19 protein-coding genes are annotated in these 17,700 nt (G+C 55.6%); 10 read left to right on the plus strand and 9 right to left on the minus strand.

Annotation, left to right across the window (positions count from 1 at the left end; all coding sequences use genetic code 11):
- Positions 1-77 precede the first annotated feature (77 nt).
- The 6 genes from ASD60_RS02955 to acs form a co-directional block, all read right to left on the minus strand.
- The gene (locus ASD60_RS02955) at positions 78-842 is read right to left on the minus strand and encodes an ABC transporter ATP-binding protein (protein ID WP_007971015.1); all 765 of its coding nucleotides are present in this window, start codon (positions 840-842) and stop codon (positions 78-80) included.
- A 23-nt stretch (positions 843-865) separates the two neighbouring features.
- Entirely contained in the window at positions 866-1,978 is a 1,113-nt protein-coding gene (locus ASD60_RS02960) for a M14 family metallopeptidase (protein ID WP_056852562.1), read from the minus strand.
- A gap of 1 nt (position 1,979) precedes the next feature.
- A complete protein-coding gene (locus ASD60_RS02965; protein ID WP_056852563.1) occupies positions 1,980-2,678 on the minus strand; it encodes an ABC transporter permease in 699 nt (232 codons plus the stop codon).
- A complete protein-coding gene (locus tag ASD60_RS02970; protein ID WP_007934894.1) occupies positions 2,675-3,364 on the minus strand; it encodes an ABC transporter permease in 690 nt (229 codons plus the stop codon). The genes ASD60_RS02965 and ASD60_RS02970 overlap by 4 nt, the downstream gene beginning before the upstream one ends.
- 91 nt (positions 3,365-3,455) lie before the next feature.
- Positions 3,456-4,232, minus strand: coding sequence for an ABC transporter substrate-binding protein (locus ASD60_RS02975; protein WP_056852564.1), 777 nt, complete (start codon positions 4,230-4,232; stop codon positions 3,456-3,458).
- Positions 4,233-4,902: 670 nt separating this feature from the next.
- Positions 4,903-6,858: an acetate--CoA ligase gene (gene acs / locus ASD60_RS02980; protein WP_056852565.1), complete on the minus strand. Its 1,956-nt coding sequence runs from the start codon at positions 6,856-6,858 to the stop codon at positions 4,903-4,905.
- 495 nt (positions 6,859-7,353) lie between these two features.
- Between acs and ASD60_RS02985 the strand changes: the two genes are divergently transcribed.
- The 3 genes from ASD60_RS02985 (at position 7,354) to ASD60_RS02995 (ending at position 10,328) form a co-directional block, all read left to right on the plus strand.
- Positions 7,354-7,617, plus strand: coding sequence for a DUF2790 domain-containing protein (locus ASD60_RS02985; protein ID WP_056852566.1), 264 nt, complete (start codon positions 7,354-7,356; stop codon positions 7,615-7,617).
- A gap of 546 nt (positions 7,618-8,163) precedes the next feature.
- A complete protein-coding gene (locus ASD60_RS02990) occupies positions 8,164-9,411 on the plus strand; it encodes a ribonucleotide-diphosphate reductase subunit beta (protein ID WP_007992761.1) in 1,248 nt (415 codons plus the stop codon).
- Positions 9,412-9,767: 356 nt separating this feature from the next.
- Complete coding sequence (locus tag ASD60_RS02995) at positions 9,768-10,328, plus strand: BRO-N domain-containing protein (RefSeq protein ID WP_442965972.1); 561 nt, start codon at positions 9,768-9,770, stop codon at positions 10,326-10,328.
- A 172-nt stretch (positions 10,329-10,500) separates the two neighbouring features.
- Here the strand turns inward: ASD60_RS02995 and ASD60_RS03000 are convergent, their stop codons facing one another.
- Positions 10,501-11,595, minus strand: coding sequence for an HNH endonuclease (locus tag ASD60_RS03000; protein ID WP_056852737.1), 1,095 nt, complete (start codon positions 11,593-11,595; stop codon positions 10,501-10,503).
- A gap of 588 nt (positions 11,596-12,183) precedes the next feature.
- Positions 12,184-12,429: a type II toxin-antitoxin system Phd/YefM family antitoxin gene (locus ASD60_RS03010; protein WP_056852568.1), complete on the minus strand. Its 246-nt coding sequence runs from the start codon at positions 12,427-12,429 to the stop codon at positions 12,184-12,186.
- A 205-nt stretch (positions 12,430-12,634) separates the two neighbouring features.
- On the opposite strand from ASD60_RS03010, the gene ASD60_RS03015 reads away from it, so the two are divergent.
- The 6 genes from ASD60_RS03015 to ASD60_RS03040 all read left to right on the plus strand — a co-directional run bounded on the left by ASD60_RS03015 (position 12,635) and on the right by ASD60_RS03040 (position 16,521).
- Positions 12,635-13,870, plus strand: coding sequence for a colicin E3/pyocin S6 family cytotoxin (locus ASD60_RS03015; protein WP_056852569.1), 1,236 nt, complete (start codon positions 12,635-12,637; stop codon positions 13,868-13,870).
- Positions 13,871-13,877: 7 nt separating this feature from the next.
- Positions 13,878-14,132, plus strand: a complete 255-nt coding sequence (locus ASD60_RS03020; RefSeq protein ID WP_056852570.1) for a colicin E3-like toxin immunity protein — start codon at positions 13,878-13,880, stop codon at positions 14,130-14,132.
- A 78-nt stretch (positions 14,133-14,210) separates the two neighbouring features.
- The gene (locus ASD60_RS03025) at positions 14,211-14,465 is read left to right on the plus strand and encodes a colicin E3-like toxin immunity protein (RefSeq protein WP_056852571.1); all 255 of its coding nucleotides are present in this window, start codon (positions 14,211-14,213) and stop codon (positions 14,463-14,465) included.
- 49 nt (positions 14,466-14,514) lie between these two features.
- Complete coding sequence (locus tag ASD60_RS29290) at positions 14,515-14,616, plus strand: colicin E3/pyocin S6 family cytotoxin (protein ID WP_082557524.1); 102 nt, start codon at positions 14,515-14,517, stop codon at positions 14,614-14,616.
- Positions 14,617-14,630: 14 nt separating this feature from the next.
- Positions 14,631-14,870, plus strand: coding sequence for a pyocin S6 family toxin immunity protein (locus ASD60_RS03030; protein WP_056852572.1), 240 nt, complete (start codon positions 14,631-14,633; stop codon positions 14,868-14,870).
- 685 nt (positions 14,871-15,555) lie between these two features.
- Positions 15,556-16,521 carry a hypothetical protein gene (locus ASD60_RS03040; RefSeq protein ID WP_056852574.1) on the plus strand — a complete coding sequence of 322 codons (966 nt, stop codon included), beginning with the start codon at positions 15,556-15,558 and terminating at the stop codon, positions 16,519-16,521.
- 1 nt (position 16,522) lies between these two features.
- Here the strand turns inward: ASD60_RS03040 and ASD60_RS03045 are convergent, their stop codons facing one another.
- A complete protein-coding gene (locus ASD60_RS03045; protein WP_236708398.1) occupies positions 16,523-17,173 on the minus strand; it encodes a DUF6933 domain-containing protein in 651 nt (216 codons plus the stop codon).
- A gap of 202 nt (positions 17,174-17,375) precedes the next feature.
- Between ASD60_RS03045 and ASD60_RS03050 the strand changes: the two genes are divergently transcribed.
- On the plus strand, positions 17,376-17,693 hold the full coding sequence (locus ASD60_RS03050; RefSeq protein WP_056852576.1) for a helix-turn-helix transcriptional regulator: 318 nt from the start codon (positions 17,376-17,378) through the stop codon (positions 17,691-17,693).
- Positions 17,694-17,700 lie beyond the last annotated feature (7 nt).

Consider the following 17,700-nt stretch of genomic DNA (forward strand, 5'->3'; position numbering starts at 1 on the left):
AAGCCAGCTTCCACTGAGTCGAGGCCAGCCTTGGATCGCGAAGCATGCACTATCGCGGTGCACAACGGCAGTCCCGATTACTTCAGGCTGCCCGACAGGAACTGCTGCAGACGTTCGGATTGCGGGTTCACCAGCACTTCGCGCGGGTTGCCACTTTCTTCAACCACACCTTTGTGCAGGAACACCAACTGGTTCGACACTTCACGGGCAAAGCCCATTTCGTGGGTCACCACGACCATGGTCCGGCCTTCCTGGGCCAGGGCCTGCATGACCTTCAACACATCGCCCACCAGTTCCGGGTCGAGCGCCGAAGTCGGCTCGTCGAACAGCATCACTTCCGGTTCCATCGCCAGCGCACGGGCAATCGCCACGCGCTGTTGCTCACCGCCGGACATGTGGCCCGGGTAAGCGTCTTTACGATGGGCCACGCCGACCTTGTTCAGGTAATGCTCGGCTTTTTCCCGGGCCTCGGCTTTCGACACGCCGAGTACATGCACCGGCGCTTCCATGATGTTTTCCAGTGCGGTCATGTGCGACCACAGGTTGAAATGCTGGAACACCATCGACAGGCGCGAACGCATGCGTTGCAGCTGTTTCGGGTCGGCGGCTTTCAACGCGCCGTCCTTGTTCGCCACCAGCTTCAACTCTTCGTTGTTAAGCAGGATCTTGCCCGCGTGCGGCTGCTCCAGCAGGTTGATGCAACGCAGGAAGGTACTTTTGCCGGAGCCACTGGAGCCGATGATGCTGATCACATCGCCAGCCGCCGCCTTCAGGGACACGCCCTTGAGCACTTCGTGACTGCCATAGCGTTTATGCAGGTCTTGGACTTCAAGTTTGTACATGCGGTCGGTTCTCACAAAAACAGTCAGTCGTTGAGCAAGCGTCCGTGACGCAGCGCTTCGCGCCCCGCCACCTTGGCCAGCCAGAAACCGGGTTGGGCATAACGCAGCCGCTCAATGGCAAACAGCACCCCGGACGTACCAGCACACACCGTGCTGACCCGATCCGCCAGCGGATCGATCACTTCAAAAATTTCATCACCCGCCTCAACCCATTCGCCGGGCTGACGCAGAAAACTCACCACACCGGGGTGCGGAGCGAACAACAATTCGGTGCCTTCGAACGGCAGGCCTTCGCATGCGTCCTGCGCAGGTTTCGGCCAGTCGCCGCTGATCAGCCCTTGCTCGGCGAGGAACGCCAGAATGCCTTCGGCGTACGCCTCGGTTTCGACGCGACCGGTATCCGCCTGACCACCCAGTTCAAGGGTAGTCGCCAGGCACGCCAGAGGAATCTGCGCATCCGGGAACAACCGCGACAGTCGCAGCCACGGCAGCGAACAGGCTTCGTCGAAGGAGCTGCCACCGGAATCTTCAGCCAGGAGCCCCACCCGCACGTTCAAATGCGCAGCCAGCGAACGCCACTGCGGCCAATGCTGCGGCAAGGCGTACATGTGCAACGCCGCGTCGGTATCGCAATGCAGGTCCAGCACCACATCCGCGGTGCACGCATGACTGAGCAAGATGCGCTGCATGCCCTGCAACTGGCTGCTGGCCGGTGGCAGCGCGGCCAGATGATCAGCCATCGCCTGGCGGATCAAACGGATGTTGGCGTGCGGATCATCACCGAGATGGCCATCGAGTTGTGCGGCGACAGGCGCGCTCAACTCGACGAAATCGCGATTGAAGTTCTTGCCGCTGCCCGCTTCGAAACGTCCTTGATGATTGCCTTGCAGCAACTGACCGAGGCCCAGTGGATTGGCCACCGGCACCAGTTCGATCACGCCGTTCAACAGGCCCTGGGCTTCGAGTTCGGCCAGGCGCTGTTTCAGCGCCCAGGCGGTGCGCATCCCCGGCAGTTCATCGGCGTGGAGGCTGGCCTGGATATAGGCCTTGCGCTCGCCATTACCGAAACGGAACACCGAAATCTGGCGCTCGCTGCCCAAATGGCTCCACGGCAGTGAATGGTCGATGCGTTCCATATCAGTGCTTCCGCGGGGCCAGGTAGCCCAGCCAGCGGCGCTCGGCCAGTTTGAACAGTTTCACCAGGATGAAGGTCAGGCACAGGTAGAACACGCCGGCCGTGATGTACGCCTCGAACGGCAGGTAGAACTGGGCGTTGACCGTGCGCGCGGCACCGGTGATGTCGATCAGGGTCACGATGGAGGCCAGACTGGTGGTCTGCAGCATCATGATCACTTCGTTGCTGTACTGCGGCAGCGCCCGGCGCAAGGCCGACGGCAGCAGGATGCGCTTGTACATCTTGAACCGCGACATGCCCATGGCCTTGGCCGCTTCGATCTCGCCGTTCGGCGTGGCGCGCAAGCTGCCGGCGATGATTTCCGCGGTGTAGGCGCTGGTGTTGATGGCGAACGCCAGACACGCACAGAACGTTGCGCTCGATAGCCATGGCCAGAGGAAGCTTTCGCGTACCGCTTCGAACTGCGCCAGACCGTAGTAGATCAGGAACAGCTGCACCAGCATCGGCGTGCCGCGAATCACGTAGGTGTAGAGCCAGGCTGTCATGTTGACGACCGGGTTCTTCGAGACGCGCATCAGGCCCAGCGGCAACGCACACAGCAGGCCGAAGAACAGCGACAGCGCGAGCAGTTTGAGGGTGGTCACCAGGCCACCGAAGTACAGCGGCAAGGCCTCCCAAATGACGTTGTAGTCGAAGATCATAGCTCAGCCGCCCTTACGCCTACCGAGTAGCGCTTCTCGAGGTGACGCAATGCCAGCAACGAAACACTGGTGATCACCAGGTACATCGCCGCCACTGCGAGGAAGAAGGTGAAAGGTTCGCGGGTGGCGTCTGCCGCCTGCTTGGCCTTGAACATCATGTCTTGCAGACCCACCACGGAAATCAGTGCGGTGGCCTTGGTCAGTACCAGCCAGTTGTTGGTGAAGCCTGGAATCGCCAGGCGAATCATCTGTGGCACCAACACCCGGAAGAACACCTGAAAACTGCTCATGCCATAAGCCATGCCCGCTTCAGCCTGCCCCTTGGGGATCGCCATGAACGCACCGCGGAACGTTTCCGACAGGTACGCGCCGAAGATGAAACCCAGGGTGCCGATACCGGCGGCCAACGGGTTCAGGTCGATGTAGTCGTCGTATCCGAGCATTGGCGCGACGCGGTTGAGCAAATCCTGACCGCCGTAGAAAATCAGCAGGATCAACACCAGGTCGGGAATGCCGCGAATCACGGTGGAGTACAGATCGCCCAGCCAGGCCAGCCAGCGAACCGGCGACAGACGCAGTGCCACGCCGATCAGGCCCAGGACAATGGCCAGGGCCATGGATGACAAGGCGAGCTGAAGCGTCAGCCAAGCGCCATCGAGGATGACAGCCCCGTAGCCTTTCAACATGATTCAGGTCCTCGAAAGTTGGGATGAAAAAATGGCGCAAACCTCAGAGATCCTGTTGCTTGCGCCATTTCGGACTTGTCGCCGGGACGTATTACTTGCCGTAGATATCGAAGGCGAAGTATTTGTCCTGGATTTGCTTGTACTTGCCGTTCTCGCGAATGGCAGTGATCGCGGTGTTGATCTTGTCTTTCAGTGCGTCACCCTTGCGAACCGCGATACCTACGCCGTCGCCGAAGTATTTGACGTCGGTGAACGCCGGACCGACGAACGCGAAGCCTTTACCGGCGTCGGTTTTCAGGAAACCGTCATCCAGCAGCGTAGCGTCTGCCACGGTGCCGTCGAGGCGGCCGGCGGCTACGTCGAGGTAAATTTCGTTCTGCGAACCGTAAGGCTTGATCTCGGCACCCAGCGGGGCCAGGACTTCGCGGGCGAAACGCTCGTGGATCGAACCACGTTGCACGCCGATGTTCTTGCCCTTGAGCTCGCTCAGGTTGTCGCTGACCTGAGTGCCGGCCTTCATTACCAGGCGAGCCGGGGTGTTGTAGTACTTGTTGGTGAAGTCCACGGATTTCTTGCGGTCTTCAGTGATCGACATCGACGACAGGATCGCGTCGATCTTGCGCACCTTGAGTGCCGGGATCAGACCGTCGAACTCTTGCTCGACCCACACGCACTTGACCTTCATCTCTTCGCAGAGGGCGTTGCCGATGTCGTAGTCAAAACCAACGATGCTGCCATCCGGTGCTTTCGAAGCGAACGGAGGGTAAGCCGCTTCAATACCGATTTTCACAGGCTTTTCATCGGCGAAGGTTGGCAGGGACAGCACGCTGGCAAATGCCAGGGCGCCAAGCAGCACGAGTTTCTTCATGTTGGGACTCCATCGGTAAAGGGCTAAAACGGCAGAGTGAGCGACAGCCCAATATGCGAATGAGTGGAACCGCAAAACAGTGCTGCGTCCTGAGAAGCCGATGTTGAAAAATCAACACCAGCAACGACGAGCGAGTGATCGGCATTCTAACGACAGGCCCGAAGCCGATATTTCTTCAATGCGACAACTAATTACAGAAGCACCGAGAAAGCCGCTTGGGCACGTTGACAGCCCTGCAAATTCATGCAGATGCAAAAGACAGTGAACCGATCCATGCTGCAAATTGCGGGCCTATTATTGGCAAAGCCTTCTAATCCGGCAAGTGTAGCGTTGGGTCTTATTTTTTATGACCGATTCAGAGGTGTTGAAACGAGGCTTTGCGTTTCCCAAAGCCTCGTTATTGGACGCACGGTTACACATTCAGTTACTTGAACGGTGACGGGTAACATAGGGAAACACCCTACAGACGAAACCGATAATTATTGGCTCCTCCGTCGATCGTTCCCACGCTCCGCGCAGGAATGCATCCCGTGACGCTCTGCGTCACAAGGTCAACGGCGGACGCGGAGCGTCCATGGCGGCATTCCCACGCAGAGCGTAGGAACGATCGATACGAAAAAGCCCCGCCAGGCAATGCCGGGCGGGGCTTCGGTGACTCAGGAACGGCGGGTTAAGCGACGTTCATCGTCTTGTGCGTATCAATCAAATGCTGCACCACACCCGGATCCGCCAGGGTCGAGATATCCCCCAGACCATCGTACTCAGCGGTCGCAATCTTGCGCAGAATCCGCCGCATGATCTTGCCCGAACGGGTTTTCGGCAGGCCTGGCGCCCACTGGATGACATCCGGCGAAGCGATCGGACCGATCTCCTTGCGCACCCAGTTTTTCAGCTCCAGACGCAGTTGCTCGCTCGGCTCTTCGCCGTTTTTCAAGGTGACATAGACATAGATGCCCTGCCCCTTGATGTCGTGCGGCACACCGACCACAGCGGCTTCGGCGACTTTCGGGTGGGCGACCATCGCGCTTTCGATCTCGGCGGTACCCATGCGGTGGCCGGAAACGTTGAGCACGTCGTCGACGCGACCGGTGATCCAGTAGTAACCATCGGCGTCGCGACGTGCGCCGTCACCGGTGAAGTACATGCCACGGAAAGTCTTGAAGTAGGTGTCGACGAAGCGGTCGTGATCACCATACAGCGTGCGCGCCTGGCCTGGCCACGAATCGAGAATCACCAGGTTGCCCTCGGCCTCGCCTTCGATGATGTTGCCCAGGTTATCCACCAAAGCCGGCACCACACCGAAGAACGGACGCGCCGCCGAACCCGGCTTGAGTGCGTGAGCGCCCGGCAGCGGGCTCATCATGTTGCCGCCGGTTTCGGTCTGCCACCAGGTATCGACGATCGGGCAACGGGACTTGCCGACATTCTTGTAGTACCAGTCCCAGGCTTCCGGGTTGATCGGCTCGCCCACCGAACCGAGCAAGCGCAGGCTGCTGCCATCGGCGCCTTCCACGGCGGCGGTGCCCGACGCCATCATCGCGCGGATCGCGGTCGGTGCGGTGTAGAGAATGTTGACCTTGTGCTTGTCGACGATCTTCGCCACCCGGGTGATGTCCGGATAGTTCGGCACGCCTTCGAACAGCAGCGTGGTCGCGCCATTGGCCAGCGGGCCGTAGACGATGTAACTGTGGCCGGTGACCCAGCCGACGTCGGCGGTGCACCAGTAGATTTCGCCCGGGCGATAGTCGAACACGCGCTCGTGGGTCATGGCCGCGTACAACAAGTAGCCGCCGGTGGTGTGCTGCACGCCCTTTGGCTTGCCGGTGGAACCCGAGGTGTAGAGGATGAACAGCGCTTCTTCAGCGCCCATCTCTTTCGGCGCGCAAACGGTGCCGGCCACTTTCATCAGGTCTTCGTACCAGATGTCGCGATGCTGGTTCCACTTGATGTCGCCACCGGTGCGCTGGCACACGATGACTTTCTGGATGCTGCTGGTTTCCGGGTTGGTCAGGGCGTCGTCGACGTTGGCCTTGAGCGGGATTTTCTTGCCGGCACGAATGCCTTCGTCGGCGGTGATCACCACTTTCGAGCGGCAGTCGATGATGCGACCGGCCAGGGCTTCAGGCGAGAAACCACCGAACACTACCGAGTGAATCGCACCGATCCGGGTGCAGGCCAGCATGGCGACCACGGCTTCAGGGATCATCGGCATATAGATCGTCACCACGTCGCCGCGATGGACATCCTGGCCGCGCAGGGCGTTGGCGAATTTGCACACTTGCTCGTGCAGTTCGCGGTAGGTGATGTTGCGGCTTTCGGAAGGATCATCGCCCTCCCAAATGATCGCCACTTGATCGCCGCGCTCGGCCAGATGACGGTCGAGGCAGTTGTAGGAAACGTTCAGGGTACCGTCGGCGAACCACTTGATGTCGACATGGTGATCGTCGAAGGAAGTCTGCTTCACCGTGGTGAAAGGCTTGATCCAGTCGAGGCGCTTGGCTTGCTCGCGCCAGAAGCCGTCCGGGTTGACGACCGACTGCTGGTACATGGCCTTGTAGGTCGCCTCGTCGGTCAACGTATTGGCCAGAACCTCGGGACGAACGGGATACAGGGAAGCCGCACTCATCTTTCTTACCTCGGTGGAATAGTTGTTTTTGTATGGCACCGTTGTAGCCCGGGCCGGGCCTATAGAACCATTCGACGATGGTAGTAACAAGCCCACACATTTTGTCGTGAATAGCGACTCAGCCTGCCAAGCCAGAGGTAATTCGTCCTACTCCAAACGAGCTAGGTTCCCCATAACCTGTGGGAGCTGGCTTGCCAGCGATGACGCTATGCCTGACACACCGCGTCGCCAATTTCGCCAACAAGCCGGCTCCTGCATAGCCGTACACAAAGGTTTCGAAGGATTGTTACAAAAACCACCAAAAGTGTTTATCAAAACCACGCCTATATGAATTCCACCCTGCTCCCTAAAATCCACCTCGCCAACCCGGCAACCTGAGTTAACCACGTTACAGCCCCCACGAAGGCAGTTAACCCAAACCCAAGTTGTAAAGATTCACACGCAATCCCAAAAAGATTGCGTGCCCCCTCTCGCCTCAAGAAAGGTAAAACTTAAATGAAAGCTTTATTGGTTCTGGCCCTCAGCAGTCTGTGCGCAACCGCCATGGCAGACGAGGTTCAGACTGATGTCGCGCAGCAACAACCGGCTATCGAGGAATACACTTACTCGATGCACCTGGACATCGCCAAAGTTGTTTCCATGAGCGAAGTCCCCAATGTGTGTGAAGTTGTCCCGATGAAAATGGAATATGACGACTCCAAAGGCCAACGGCATATCTTGCGTTACAGCGTCATGGGCAATGGCTGCTCCAGCGGCTGAGTAACTGCACCGAATCGGATCATTTCAGCGATTGCTGAAGGTCGATTCCAGCCCGGCTTCGGTCGGGCTCAGTTGTGTTTGGAACTCTCGAAAAGCATCCAGAAACACAAGATGTAGTGAAAAAAGCCTTTTTTTGATTACTTTTTGAGCAAACTCAAATTTGCCAAAAAAAATTTTGCCATCGCCAATCTCAGCCAAAGCCCTGTAAACCCTCGCTCCGACCGAAAAACCCTGCTTCTCGACCGCTCCATGCGCGGATTCGCCCCACCACGCCCGTGAAAATTTCCCTATAATGCCGCCTTAAACGGGCCTGCAATATCCCCTTACAGGGATCAATAGCCAGTCTGAAGCCCCGCAACAGCATTCGATGCTGATTGCGCCCATCAGAGGCTCTCGGAACCCCGTACAAAATTCTGTTTTATTGCCTGCCTTGGCGAGTGCAAAAAACGATTCCTTTAGATCCAACGCGGCCAGTACGGCCGTGTGAAATACCGACTCATCCATTTCACACGGGCAATCTGGCCCTCACGCAGGAGACGACACGTCATGCTGAGCTGGGACGAATTCGACAAAGAAGACACGGAAGTAGCAGTCAAGAGCGCTAACGCTGGCCACGCCACCGAAGCCAACATGGACCGTCTCGACAGCGCCGGCGGTGCCGCCGCGCTGGAAGCCCGCGCCGTGACCGCCAGTGACTCCGCCGCCGTGGCCCGCGCCAAGGCTGCCCTGGATTCCCTCGACGTCGCCGAAGGCCTCGCCGAACTCGAAGGCGCCTCCGCCCGTGTCGCCGTTGACGAAAAGCGCATGATCAACTGCCGCGCCGACCTCAACCAACTCGTACCCTTCAAGTACGATTGGGCCTGGCAGAAGTACCTCGACGGCTGCGCAAACCACTGGATGCCGCAAGAAGTCAACATGACCGCCGACATCGCCCTCTGGAAAAACCCGGAAGGCCTGACCGACGACGAACGCCGTATCGTGATGCGCAACCTCGGCTTCTTCTCCACCGCCGACTCCCTGGTTGCCAACAACCTGGTCCTGGCCGTGTACCGCCTGATCACCAACCCGGAATGCCGCCAGTACATCCTGCGCCAGGCCTTCGAAGAGGCGATCCACACCCACGCCTACCAGTACTGCATCGAATCGCTGGCCATGGATGAAGGTGAAATCTTCAACATGTACCACGAGATCCCATCGGTCGCGAAAAAAGCCACCTGGGGCCTGAAGTACACCCGTTCGATCTCCGATCCGAAGTTCGAAACCGGCACCGTCGAAACCGACAAAGAACTGCTGCGCAACCTGATCGCCTACTACTGCGTACTGGAAGGCATCTTCTTCTACTGCGGCTTCACCCAGATCCTCTCCATGGGCCGCCGCAACAAAATGACCGGCGTCGCCGAGCAGTTCCAATACATCCTGCGCGACGAATCCATGCACCTGAACTTCGGCATCGACGTGATCAACCAGATCAAAATCGAAAACCCGCACCTGTGGGATGCCGAAATGAAGGAAGAAGCCTCGCAAATGATCCTGCAAGGCACCCAACTGGAAATCGAATACGCCCGCGACACCATGCCTCGCGGCGTACTGGGCATGAACGCGGCGATGATGGAGGACTACCTCAAGTTCATCGCCAACCGTCGCCTGTCGCAGATCGGTTTGAAGGAAGAGTACCCAGGGACGACTAACCCGTTCCCTTGGATGAGCGAGATCATGGACTTGAAGAAAGAGAAGAATTTCTTTGAGACGCGGGTTATTGAGTATCAGACAGGTGGGGCGTTGAGCTGGGATTGATTCCTGAGCTAGCCGCGATTTGACGAGTTGAATCGGCAAATCAAAAAATCAAAAAGCCCCGATCTGATCGGGGCTTTTTGTTGGGTAGGAAAACGCCTACTCGCAATCTCAGTAGCAGCTAAACCTCCTACAGCAAATCCAGCCCCTTCCTTATTGATAGACGATCAAAGCACTTCTAAGCTCCATTGCAGGTGCCTAAGAAACGCCCAACGTAGAAGCTACTTGCTCACACTGAACGCATGCTGGTATCAGCCTTATATGCGGACCCTTGTGAGAGAAAGAGCCTGTTGGGATTTCTTAAGTCCTCTACGTCGGGTTCCGGCCCCCCTTCACCTACCTACGTAGAGGTAATGGCTATGCCTGCAGGAACTCAACACCGATCCGTAATACCTGATACCTACACTCCGACAGTTTTCACCCGCCATAACCTTTTCCTTCACGCTCTACTCCTTGAAAACCAGCCATGGTTCTGTGCCCGCGATATCGGTCGATTGATGGGTGTCCATTTGAGTGATCGTATGGTCAACAAGCTGGACAAGGATCAGCGACGCGTTCTATGTATTGAGTATTTCCGGCAACCAGAAAAACAGCTGATGCTCAGCGAGTCCGGCGTGTATGCGTTGTTGGTTTATCACTATGTACCCGCGAATCGTCTTCTTCGTGAGTGGCTGACACACCAAGTGGTGCCAGCCTTACGTGATGCCGATAAACCTGAAAATGCGGATCGACCAATTTTGAGCTTGCTAGATTGGCCGGAAATGTCTTTAAGCTTGCTGCATTGGCAGGATGAGGGTTGGATTCGACTCCGTGACATGCCGTATTTGTTAAATAATCACTCACAGCATCGACTGGCGGCCAAGCCTTGGTGGCGGAAGGTAGCCAATGTGTTTTATACGTCGAAGCATCTTATGGATTAAGCGAAGTATTCGACGCTTAAGCCGTCAGCCCCGCGCTATGTTTGTAGGAGTTACATAGAAAGGCCGTGATGGCCATCTGTATCGACCGAGGGTCTTAACCCTCGGCGATTTTATGAGTAAAGACAAGGGGGCGCAGGCAATGCAGGCCGAACAGCTTTAGCATGGAGTTCAATCAAGGCTCAATTGCTACCAACCGCTGTTTCAGCCTCTCATTCAACAACGCTCCATGTATTCCAGAATGAATTTCCCGATGACAACTTGGACAGATGGCCCCAACGTAACGTGGGTGGTCTAGCCCACCATCTGATACCCGGTTTACGTGATGCGGCTCTAAGTAGGGGGTGCCATCTCGTTTGAGAAAAGGAGCCGGTTTCGCGCAGCTCTCACATTCCCCATTGGCGCGCAGCATCACATAGTGTGAAACCTGTCGGCTGCGCTGATAGATTTTGCGCGGCGCGGACATACCTAAATCATCTCGACTAGGTTTACATGCAGCCAACGCAGCCAAACGCGCAGCAGTCAAGGATTCGGAGGGGCTAGCCTCATCCTCATCCAGTTCTTCAGTTTCAATAATTTCTGCAGGAATTCCCACTGGGACTAACCGGAAAACAATCGCAATTCGATCCTGGCCAGTAACATCTGGCTGCGTCCGGTTAAACATATCAGCGCAAGAAAATTCGCCCATGTATTCGTGACCGTTACCTTTGCCGCGAGCCTTGAACAGGTGCAGCGCTCGACCATTATTGGCATGTTCAGCAATGGCTCGATTACCTCGAGTCAACGTCATCGGCCCGCGTTGTCCTTGACCGGTATAAATGAAAGCGCCGTCTTCCCAATGGTCGGAATACCCGTATTGCTCACCGCTTTCACCTGTGAACACAAAAATTGCAGGGTAGGTGGTGGAGGATGTAATGCCATCTTGAAGGCTTCCACCAAACAGACCATTAATTTCGGTTTTTCGGTCGTATACGGCCCCCGGCGTGAATTGCAATACAGGTTCGCTCGCACTACGGGGTAACTCAACAATAGTGAAGCCCCGCTTTTTTAGGTAACTGTTGGTCGGATGCCCACCGGAGAACTCTCCCACGGCAATGCCAGTAGCCAAAGAGACGATTTTCTTTGCCGGATACAGGTTACCGCCCTCGTGGACGGCGTAACGGTGAGCGAGATTATTCTCCCAGCCCTGCCACTCACGCTTACTCCTAAATTTACGATCAAACTCCTGCAACGCTTTGTCTATTCGTTCCTTCGAAACCGCTTTGATCATGACCACGGGAGCTGCCCTTTTTCGACAATAGCTGTAGGAAATTTCCTATCCTGAGCCAAAGTGCAAAAGGGTTTCAATACGTTACACGGCGAAAAGCCACTATTTCTAAGCGGTATCTTTAATCCGAGTGAATTTGACTCAAACCCAGCGCCTGTTTTGGTTCGCCATGCTTGGAGCGCGAGAGAAATAAAGCATGATGTTAAAGCCGAATGATGTCCTTGTTTTTCCGGCAGGTTGCCGCCGTGAGGGATGATCAGCGATCACAAAGGATGGATAGCTCGACATTCAATGTGCTTGATTGGCCGAATATGTCGCTCTGTATGCTGCATTGGCAGGATGAGCCATGGAGTCGGTTGCGGGATATGCCGTGTGTGCTGGCGGATGATCCGTTTAATCGCCAGGAGTCCTGGTGGCGTAAGGCGTCTCGCGTATTGCGGGGGTTCTGATCTCCCTGCTGCGTCAAAATCCGCTGCTTGAGTTCCGGTAGCCGATTTTGTTTGCGTGGCGTATCAACTGACGTCATCGCTAGCAAGCTAGCTCCCACAGGATCTGCGGCAGGGTTGGGACGGGGTATCTACAACAAAGGCCTCACCGGCTACCCTCAAATCCATCAATGATCTTCCCAGAGGTCTTCTCAAAATTCGCGGATACCCGAATGCTCCCTTTCAATCGCCCCGGTTTCCGCACCCAGGGTTCGGCGACATGAGGCAGCAGATTCAGATACGGTTTACCGTCCTTGAAGATCAGAACCTCTTCCCCATGCCATACGCGCTCAGCAAGTTCACAGAGCCGGGCTTTGGCTTCGCGCATGGTTACTTGAATACGTTCAGTCATATGGCATCTCCACAGAGTCAGCGAAGCTAGCTAAAGCGCTGGACTTTCGATAGGCCGCAGAACTTCTGTACCAACACTGTCCATAAAACAGCGACAACTCCTAAGGTCATTGGAGACCAGTCCTACAGCCATGACCTACCAGGTTCGCTAACGTCGCGCAGCCCTGCCCTAGGGCCACCGATGCACGAACGCACAAGGACAGTCAGTGGCTGGCAACAAGGACATTCCCCAGGTTAAAAACCCGCCATCGGGTGACGGGCATCACGTCACCTATCGCTTGATGACGCCCAGCGAACTGGCCGAGCGCGAGGCCCGGCATTCGGCTTACGAGGCGATGCTCGCCCGACAGCAAGCATTCGAAGATCGGCTCGGGGTGGTTCCGATAAAAAATGAAGTGCCCCGCGTCGGATGCGTGTTCGCCAAATCCTGCAAGTTGCCGGACGCGGTCATCAACTACTCCAATCCTTCAGGAATGGTGCCGACTGACAGCCTTGAAGACTATGGCGACATCGTCTTGCTGGGTGCCAGGGAGGTTGATGACGACGGTCTGCTTGATTTGCAGACCATCAGCGGCTCGACGGTTGCGCTGGGCATTGGTCAACTGGCACTTCGTGCCCCCGCGCTCATGGCCTCGGTCATAGGCGCCGGGGTGGCGCTTGGCACGGCGACAGCGGCGGCGTTGACCGGCGTAGTCGCGCTGTTCTGGGCACCCACTCTCGGCGACAGCGCTCTCTACAGCGAAGACCAACTGCGCGCTCTCGAACAGGCCCGCACGCGGGTTCGCCTGAACATCGAGCAGCAAGATGACGGCAGCCTCAAGGGTTACGGCTTTTACACCGGCAAGAACCGCGATTGGGAAATGGTCGATGTCGTGCAGGTGGCTTTGCGCGGTAGCCAGTACGTTGCCGATCTTGGGGAAGGTATCGAACTGATCTGGACGCCCGCCGAAGACGGCTCGGACATTCTCGGCATCCCCAAGCTGGAAGCCGCCCCGCAAGCGCCGCACATTTGGGTTTATCCGCCGACGAAACAGGCTGACGGCATCATCGTCAATCCGATTTATCCGCCTGAGTACAAGGATTTTATTCTTGTGTTTCCGGTGGGGGCTTTGGTGAAGCCCGTTTATGTTGTGGTGAGTGTTTCAGGTAGAAAACTACCCAATTCTGACCACGACTACCATTCGGCGCCAGAAACAGAAGAAATTACTGGTTTTCCGGGTTTGAAACAGGTGAAAGGCAAAACCCCCAAACAAGGCGGTGGAGGCATCCGGGAGCGTTGGATTGATGCAAAAGGTAGAAAAGTATATGAATGGGATTCACAGCATGGAGAACTAGAGGCATACCGCGCAAGTGATGGCAGCCATTTAGGTTCTTTTGATCATTTAACGGGTGAACAGATAGATCCCCCCAAGAAAAACCGCAACATTAGTAAGTACTTGTGAGGCTAGAATGGGGCTAAAAGTCCGATTGAATTGGTATGACAAAAAAACCGAAGCATTAGAGGGAAAGGAATACTCGGCCGATCTTGGTGACGATGGCTCGATCATTGATGCGTTGGGTCTCATGGAGGAGCCTGAGATTTACGACGGTGGGTTCGATGTGAAAAATGACTGGATACCCAAAATCCAACCCTTGTTTGATCACAAAATTGAGCCAAACACATTCGACTACCAAGTATCTTTTCGATACAGGAATACTTGGTAAAAACATTTCTGCTTCTCTTACTGGATTCTCCCAAAATCCTGAATACAGACGATTTGCTAATTCGAATTGGAGGGTTCTATGGGACTGGCAATAAGACTTGAATGGTACGACAAGGAAACTGAGTTAGGCGAAGGAGAAGAGCTATCGCAAGATTTTGGTGATGACGGTTATGTGATCGAGGCGCTTGATATACCAATCGACAACAACATAAACAACGGTGGGTTTGACGTTGGTCCGCATTGGGTCAATACGCTTCAACCCCATTTCCTCCATGTCATTCGTTTGTCTGACTATGACTACCAAGTGGCATTTATCTATCGGGACAAATGGTAATCAAGCTCGTAAAGGACGAATTCATAAATGAGATTACGTAAGTAAAGCTGTGGAAAAACACGACAAACTCGGAATCCATCCAGGCGAATTCAACCACCTCACAGGCGAACAAACGAAACCTGCAAAACCAGGACGAACCACGCCAAAATAGGCCAAGAGGTGTTTATGTATTTGTGTATCACTGGCTTCTTGCCGGACGATTTAGAAGATAACTCGTTGAAGTATGAGCTTGATGTTAACGCCGCCTTCAATGACCAAATCGTGGAACTATTAGGTCATAAAAACCTTGGCGCAATGGCAAGTGGAGAATGGCCATTGACCAAAGAGCAGGTTCAGCAGATCGGCGCGTTGACCGGTGAAACCATTCCGCCTGATCTGAATATTTTTATAGGAGTTGAAGCCTAGAGTCTGTATTCCGACCAACGTTGCAGAGCCGGCTTGTGCGGGCGACGTCCAATGAGGGATGCAAACGATAGTGCGTGAACCAGAGGCTCAGTGGCGTACTGGGTTGTATTCGAGAGCAGGAACTCGTTATTTCTGACATACCGCGTTCGGTGGGTTTGGGGCTGCTGCGCAACCCAGCGGGAGCAAGCTCCCTCGCCACAGGGTTGGTGCCTGACTTGATAGCTGTGCTGGCCTAGCGAATCGCGAGGAGGTTGCTCGCTTCAACAGGATCTCCAGGCGGTATTACAGACTCCCTTCGAATCCATCAATCATGGCCTGAGGGGTATCGGCAAAATCGGCAGATATCCGGACTTTCCCCTTCAACCGACCAGGCTTGCGTGCGGGAAACGTGCCGACATGAGGCACCAGATCCAGGTAGGGTCTGCCGTCCATGTTGATCACAACCGTATCGCCTTGCCATGCGAGCTCAGCAAGTTGAGAACGCTGTGATTTGGCTTCCTCAATGTCTACTTATACCCACTCACTCATAAGGCACCGCCGTTGAATTAGCCAAGCTAACGGAAGTCTGAAATTATCGATAGGCCGGTTGTTGAGCTATGTGTTGATACGACAACCACGATTCAACAGATGCACCATCCCTCACGACCCGCTATTAATACCCTTCCCCCACGAACCCGAGCCCTGCATGAAATTCGACCTCGCCTACTGCCTAAGCCTCGACGAGAAGCTGTCGATCTATGACGTCCGCGATCTGAATTTCGACGAAACCATGGCCTTCGACTCCGCCAGGGAACATTTCCAGTGCCCCAACGATGCCTGTCGTTTAGCGTTCGATGTGGCAAACGAGTTGGGCACGTTCAACGCCAAGAACGTGAACTACGTGCGAACGCCGCACTTCAAGAATTTGCCGAGCACGCGGCATGTCGAGGGGTGTCCTTATGTGAGTCTGAAGACGCCGGCGTTGGGTGTGGAAGAAGCGGAAACGGATGACAGTCGAGAGGAAAATTTCCCGTCCGAATTGTTACTGACCCGGCGTGAGTATGTGCGTAAGCCGTCCAGTGCTGCGGTGTCCCCCGGTACTCAGCGTGATGAGCCTTCAACGTCTTCGGCCGTCGCTGGCGTCGAGCAGCCGAGCCGCGATTCGGCCCCGGACAAGACCAGCGTTTTCGCCCACCCGGTGGAATGTTTCGTATCGAACTTCGACGACAAGGATTTGCTCAAGCGCATGCCGCTGAAGATTGGCGAACATACCGCGCCCTACGCTTCGTTCTTCAAGAAAATCGAATACCTGCAAGACAACAAAGGGCTGATTTACTGGGGCAAGGTCAAGCAGATCAAGGACTACACCCAGAGCTTTCGCATCGATTTCGAGAAGAAGGTCTGGTTCGAGAAGAAGCCTTACTCGGTCAATGTTTACCTGAGCAAGAAGCTCATCGACACCTACCGCAAGCGCAAGGCGTTCCTGGAGGAGATCAAGCACGCCATCGAAAGTGGGCAGGCGTTGTATTGCTTCTTTTATGGCGTGACGCCGGAGTTGAAGCAGGTACCGAGCAAGAAAAACCCCGAGCAGACGTTCGGGGTGTTCAGCGCCAGCATCGAAAATCTGGATCACTTTCTAGTGCGGGAGGCGCCGGGGTTGACCGGACAGTAATTCAATACTGAGCGTCATGCGCCTGTTGCCGCTCAAATTCCCAGATTTCCCGTTTCACTTCCATGCGCCGTTCAAGTGCGGCTTGAACGCTGGGCTCATCAAGGCCAGCGTACCGGCGCAACCAGTGAGCCATCATTTCCTCATCCGGGTAGTAAAAGTCCTTGTGCCCTTTGCTCCCTCGAGGCGTGTCGTTCATATCGCCATCGAAGCGTCCGGCAGAAAACTCGTCGGTGGGCAAAGTCCCCCATTCGGCGGCGCAATCCTCGAAAACCCAGGCGATCTCATTGATATGCTTTTGCGCACCTCGATGGCCGCGTTTGTAAAACGCGTAATCGCGGCAACTCTCCTCGAAACCCTCCATCATCTGCTCGGCGTCAACCCAGCGAAGCATGTCATGTTGCCCGGCATGACGGATCAGGCCCTCTATCCAACGGTCGACGAAACGCCTAAGGAACCCGTCGACATCCGCCTTTTTCGCGTCGGCGAAAATCATGCAATAACGGGTCTGCACATGGATGACGTACAGCACGTGCTTGCGTTGCACGGTGGTCGCATGGACCAGCCACTGTTCGGCAAGCTCATCGCTCCCATCGTCTTCAATAACGGGCGACGGAGGTTTAGCCAGCGGGGTAATTTTTTTACCCTTGTGCACGCGGCTGAAGAAATTGCTGGCTGCTTCGGCGCAGTTGAAGATCAGCGCCGATGAGCAACCTGTGGTTTGTTCGCCACGCTGATGCTTGCCACCTGTCAGGTGGAAGCGTGTGAACTGAAAATTCGATTTGATTCGGGCTCAAAACAACTGTACAAAAACACAGTACATTTTGGATCAACACTCTCGAGCCCGGAGAATACCCATGGCCTCTCAAGCGATGAAAATCACCCTGGAACGTATCGCCCTTTTCCAATTCACCCCGATCCACTGCGCCCAGGCCCGAGCAATGCTGGGCTGGAGCGTGGAAGAGTTGTCGCGGGAAGCGTCGGTTTCTGTCGAGGCCATACAGCGCTTCGAAGCGCAACAGGACGTGCTGGATGTCACTCGGTTGGCCTTGGCTTACCGGTTTGAATCGGAAGGTTTGGTGTTCTTCCCCGGTTTTGCACCAGGGCGTGGGATGAATCTGAGAGGGTCTACGCCGAATCCGGTTGGGCGAGCGGATTTTGCAATGGTGGAGTGAGTAAAGG

It is taken from the genome of Pseudomonas sp. Root562 (assembly GCF_001427125.1).
In the GTDB taxonomy this organism is placed as follows: Bacteria; Pseudomonadota; Gammaproteobacteria; order Pseudomonadales; family Pseudomonadaceae; genus Aquipseudomonas.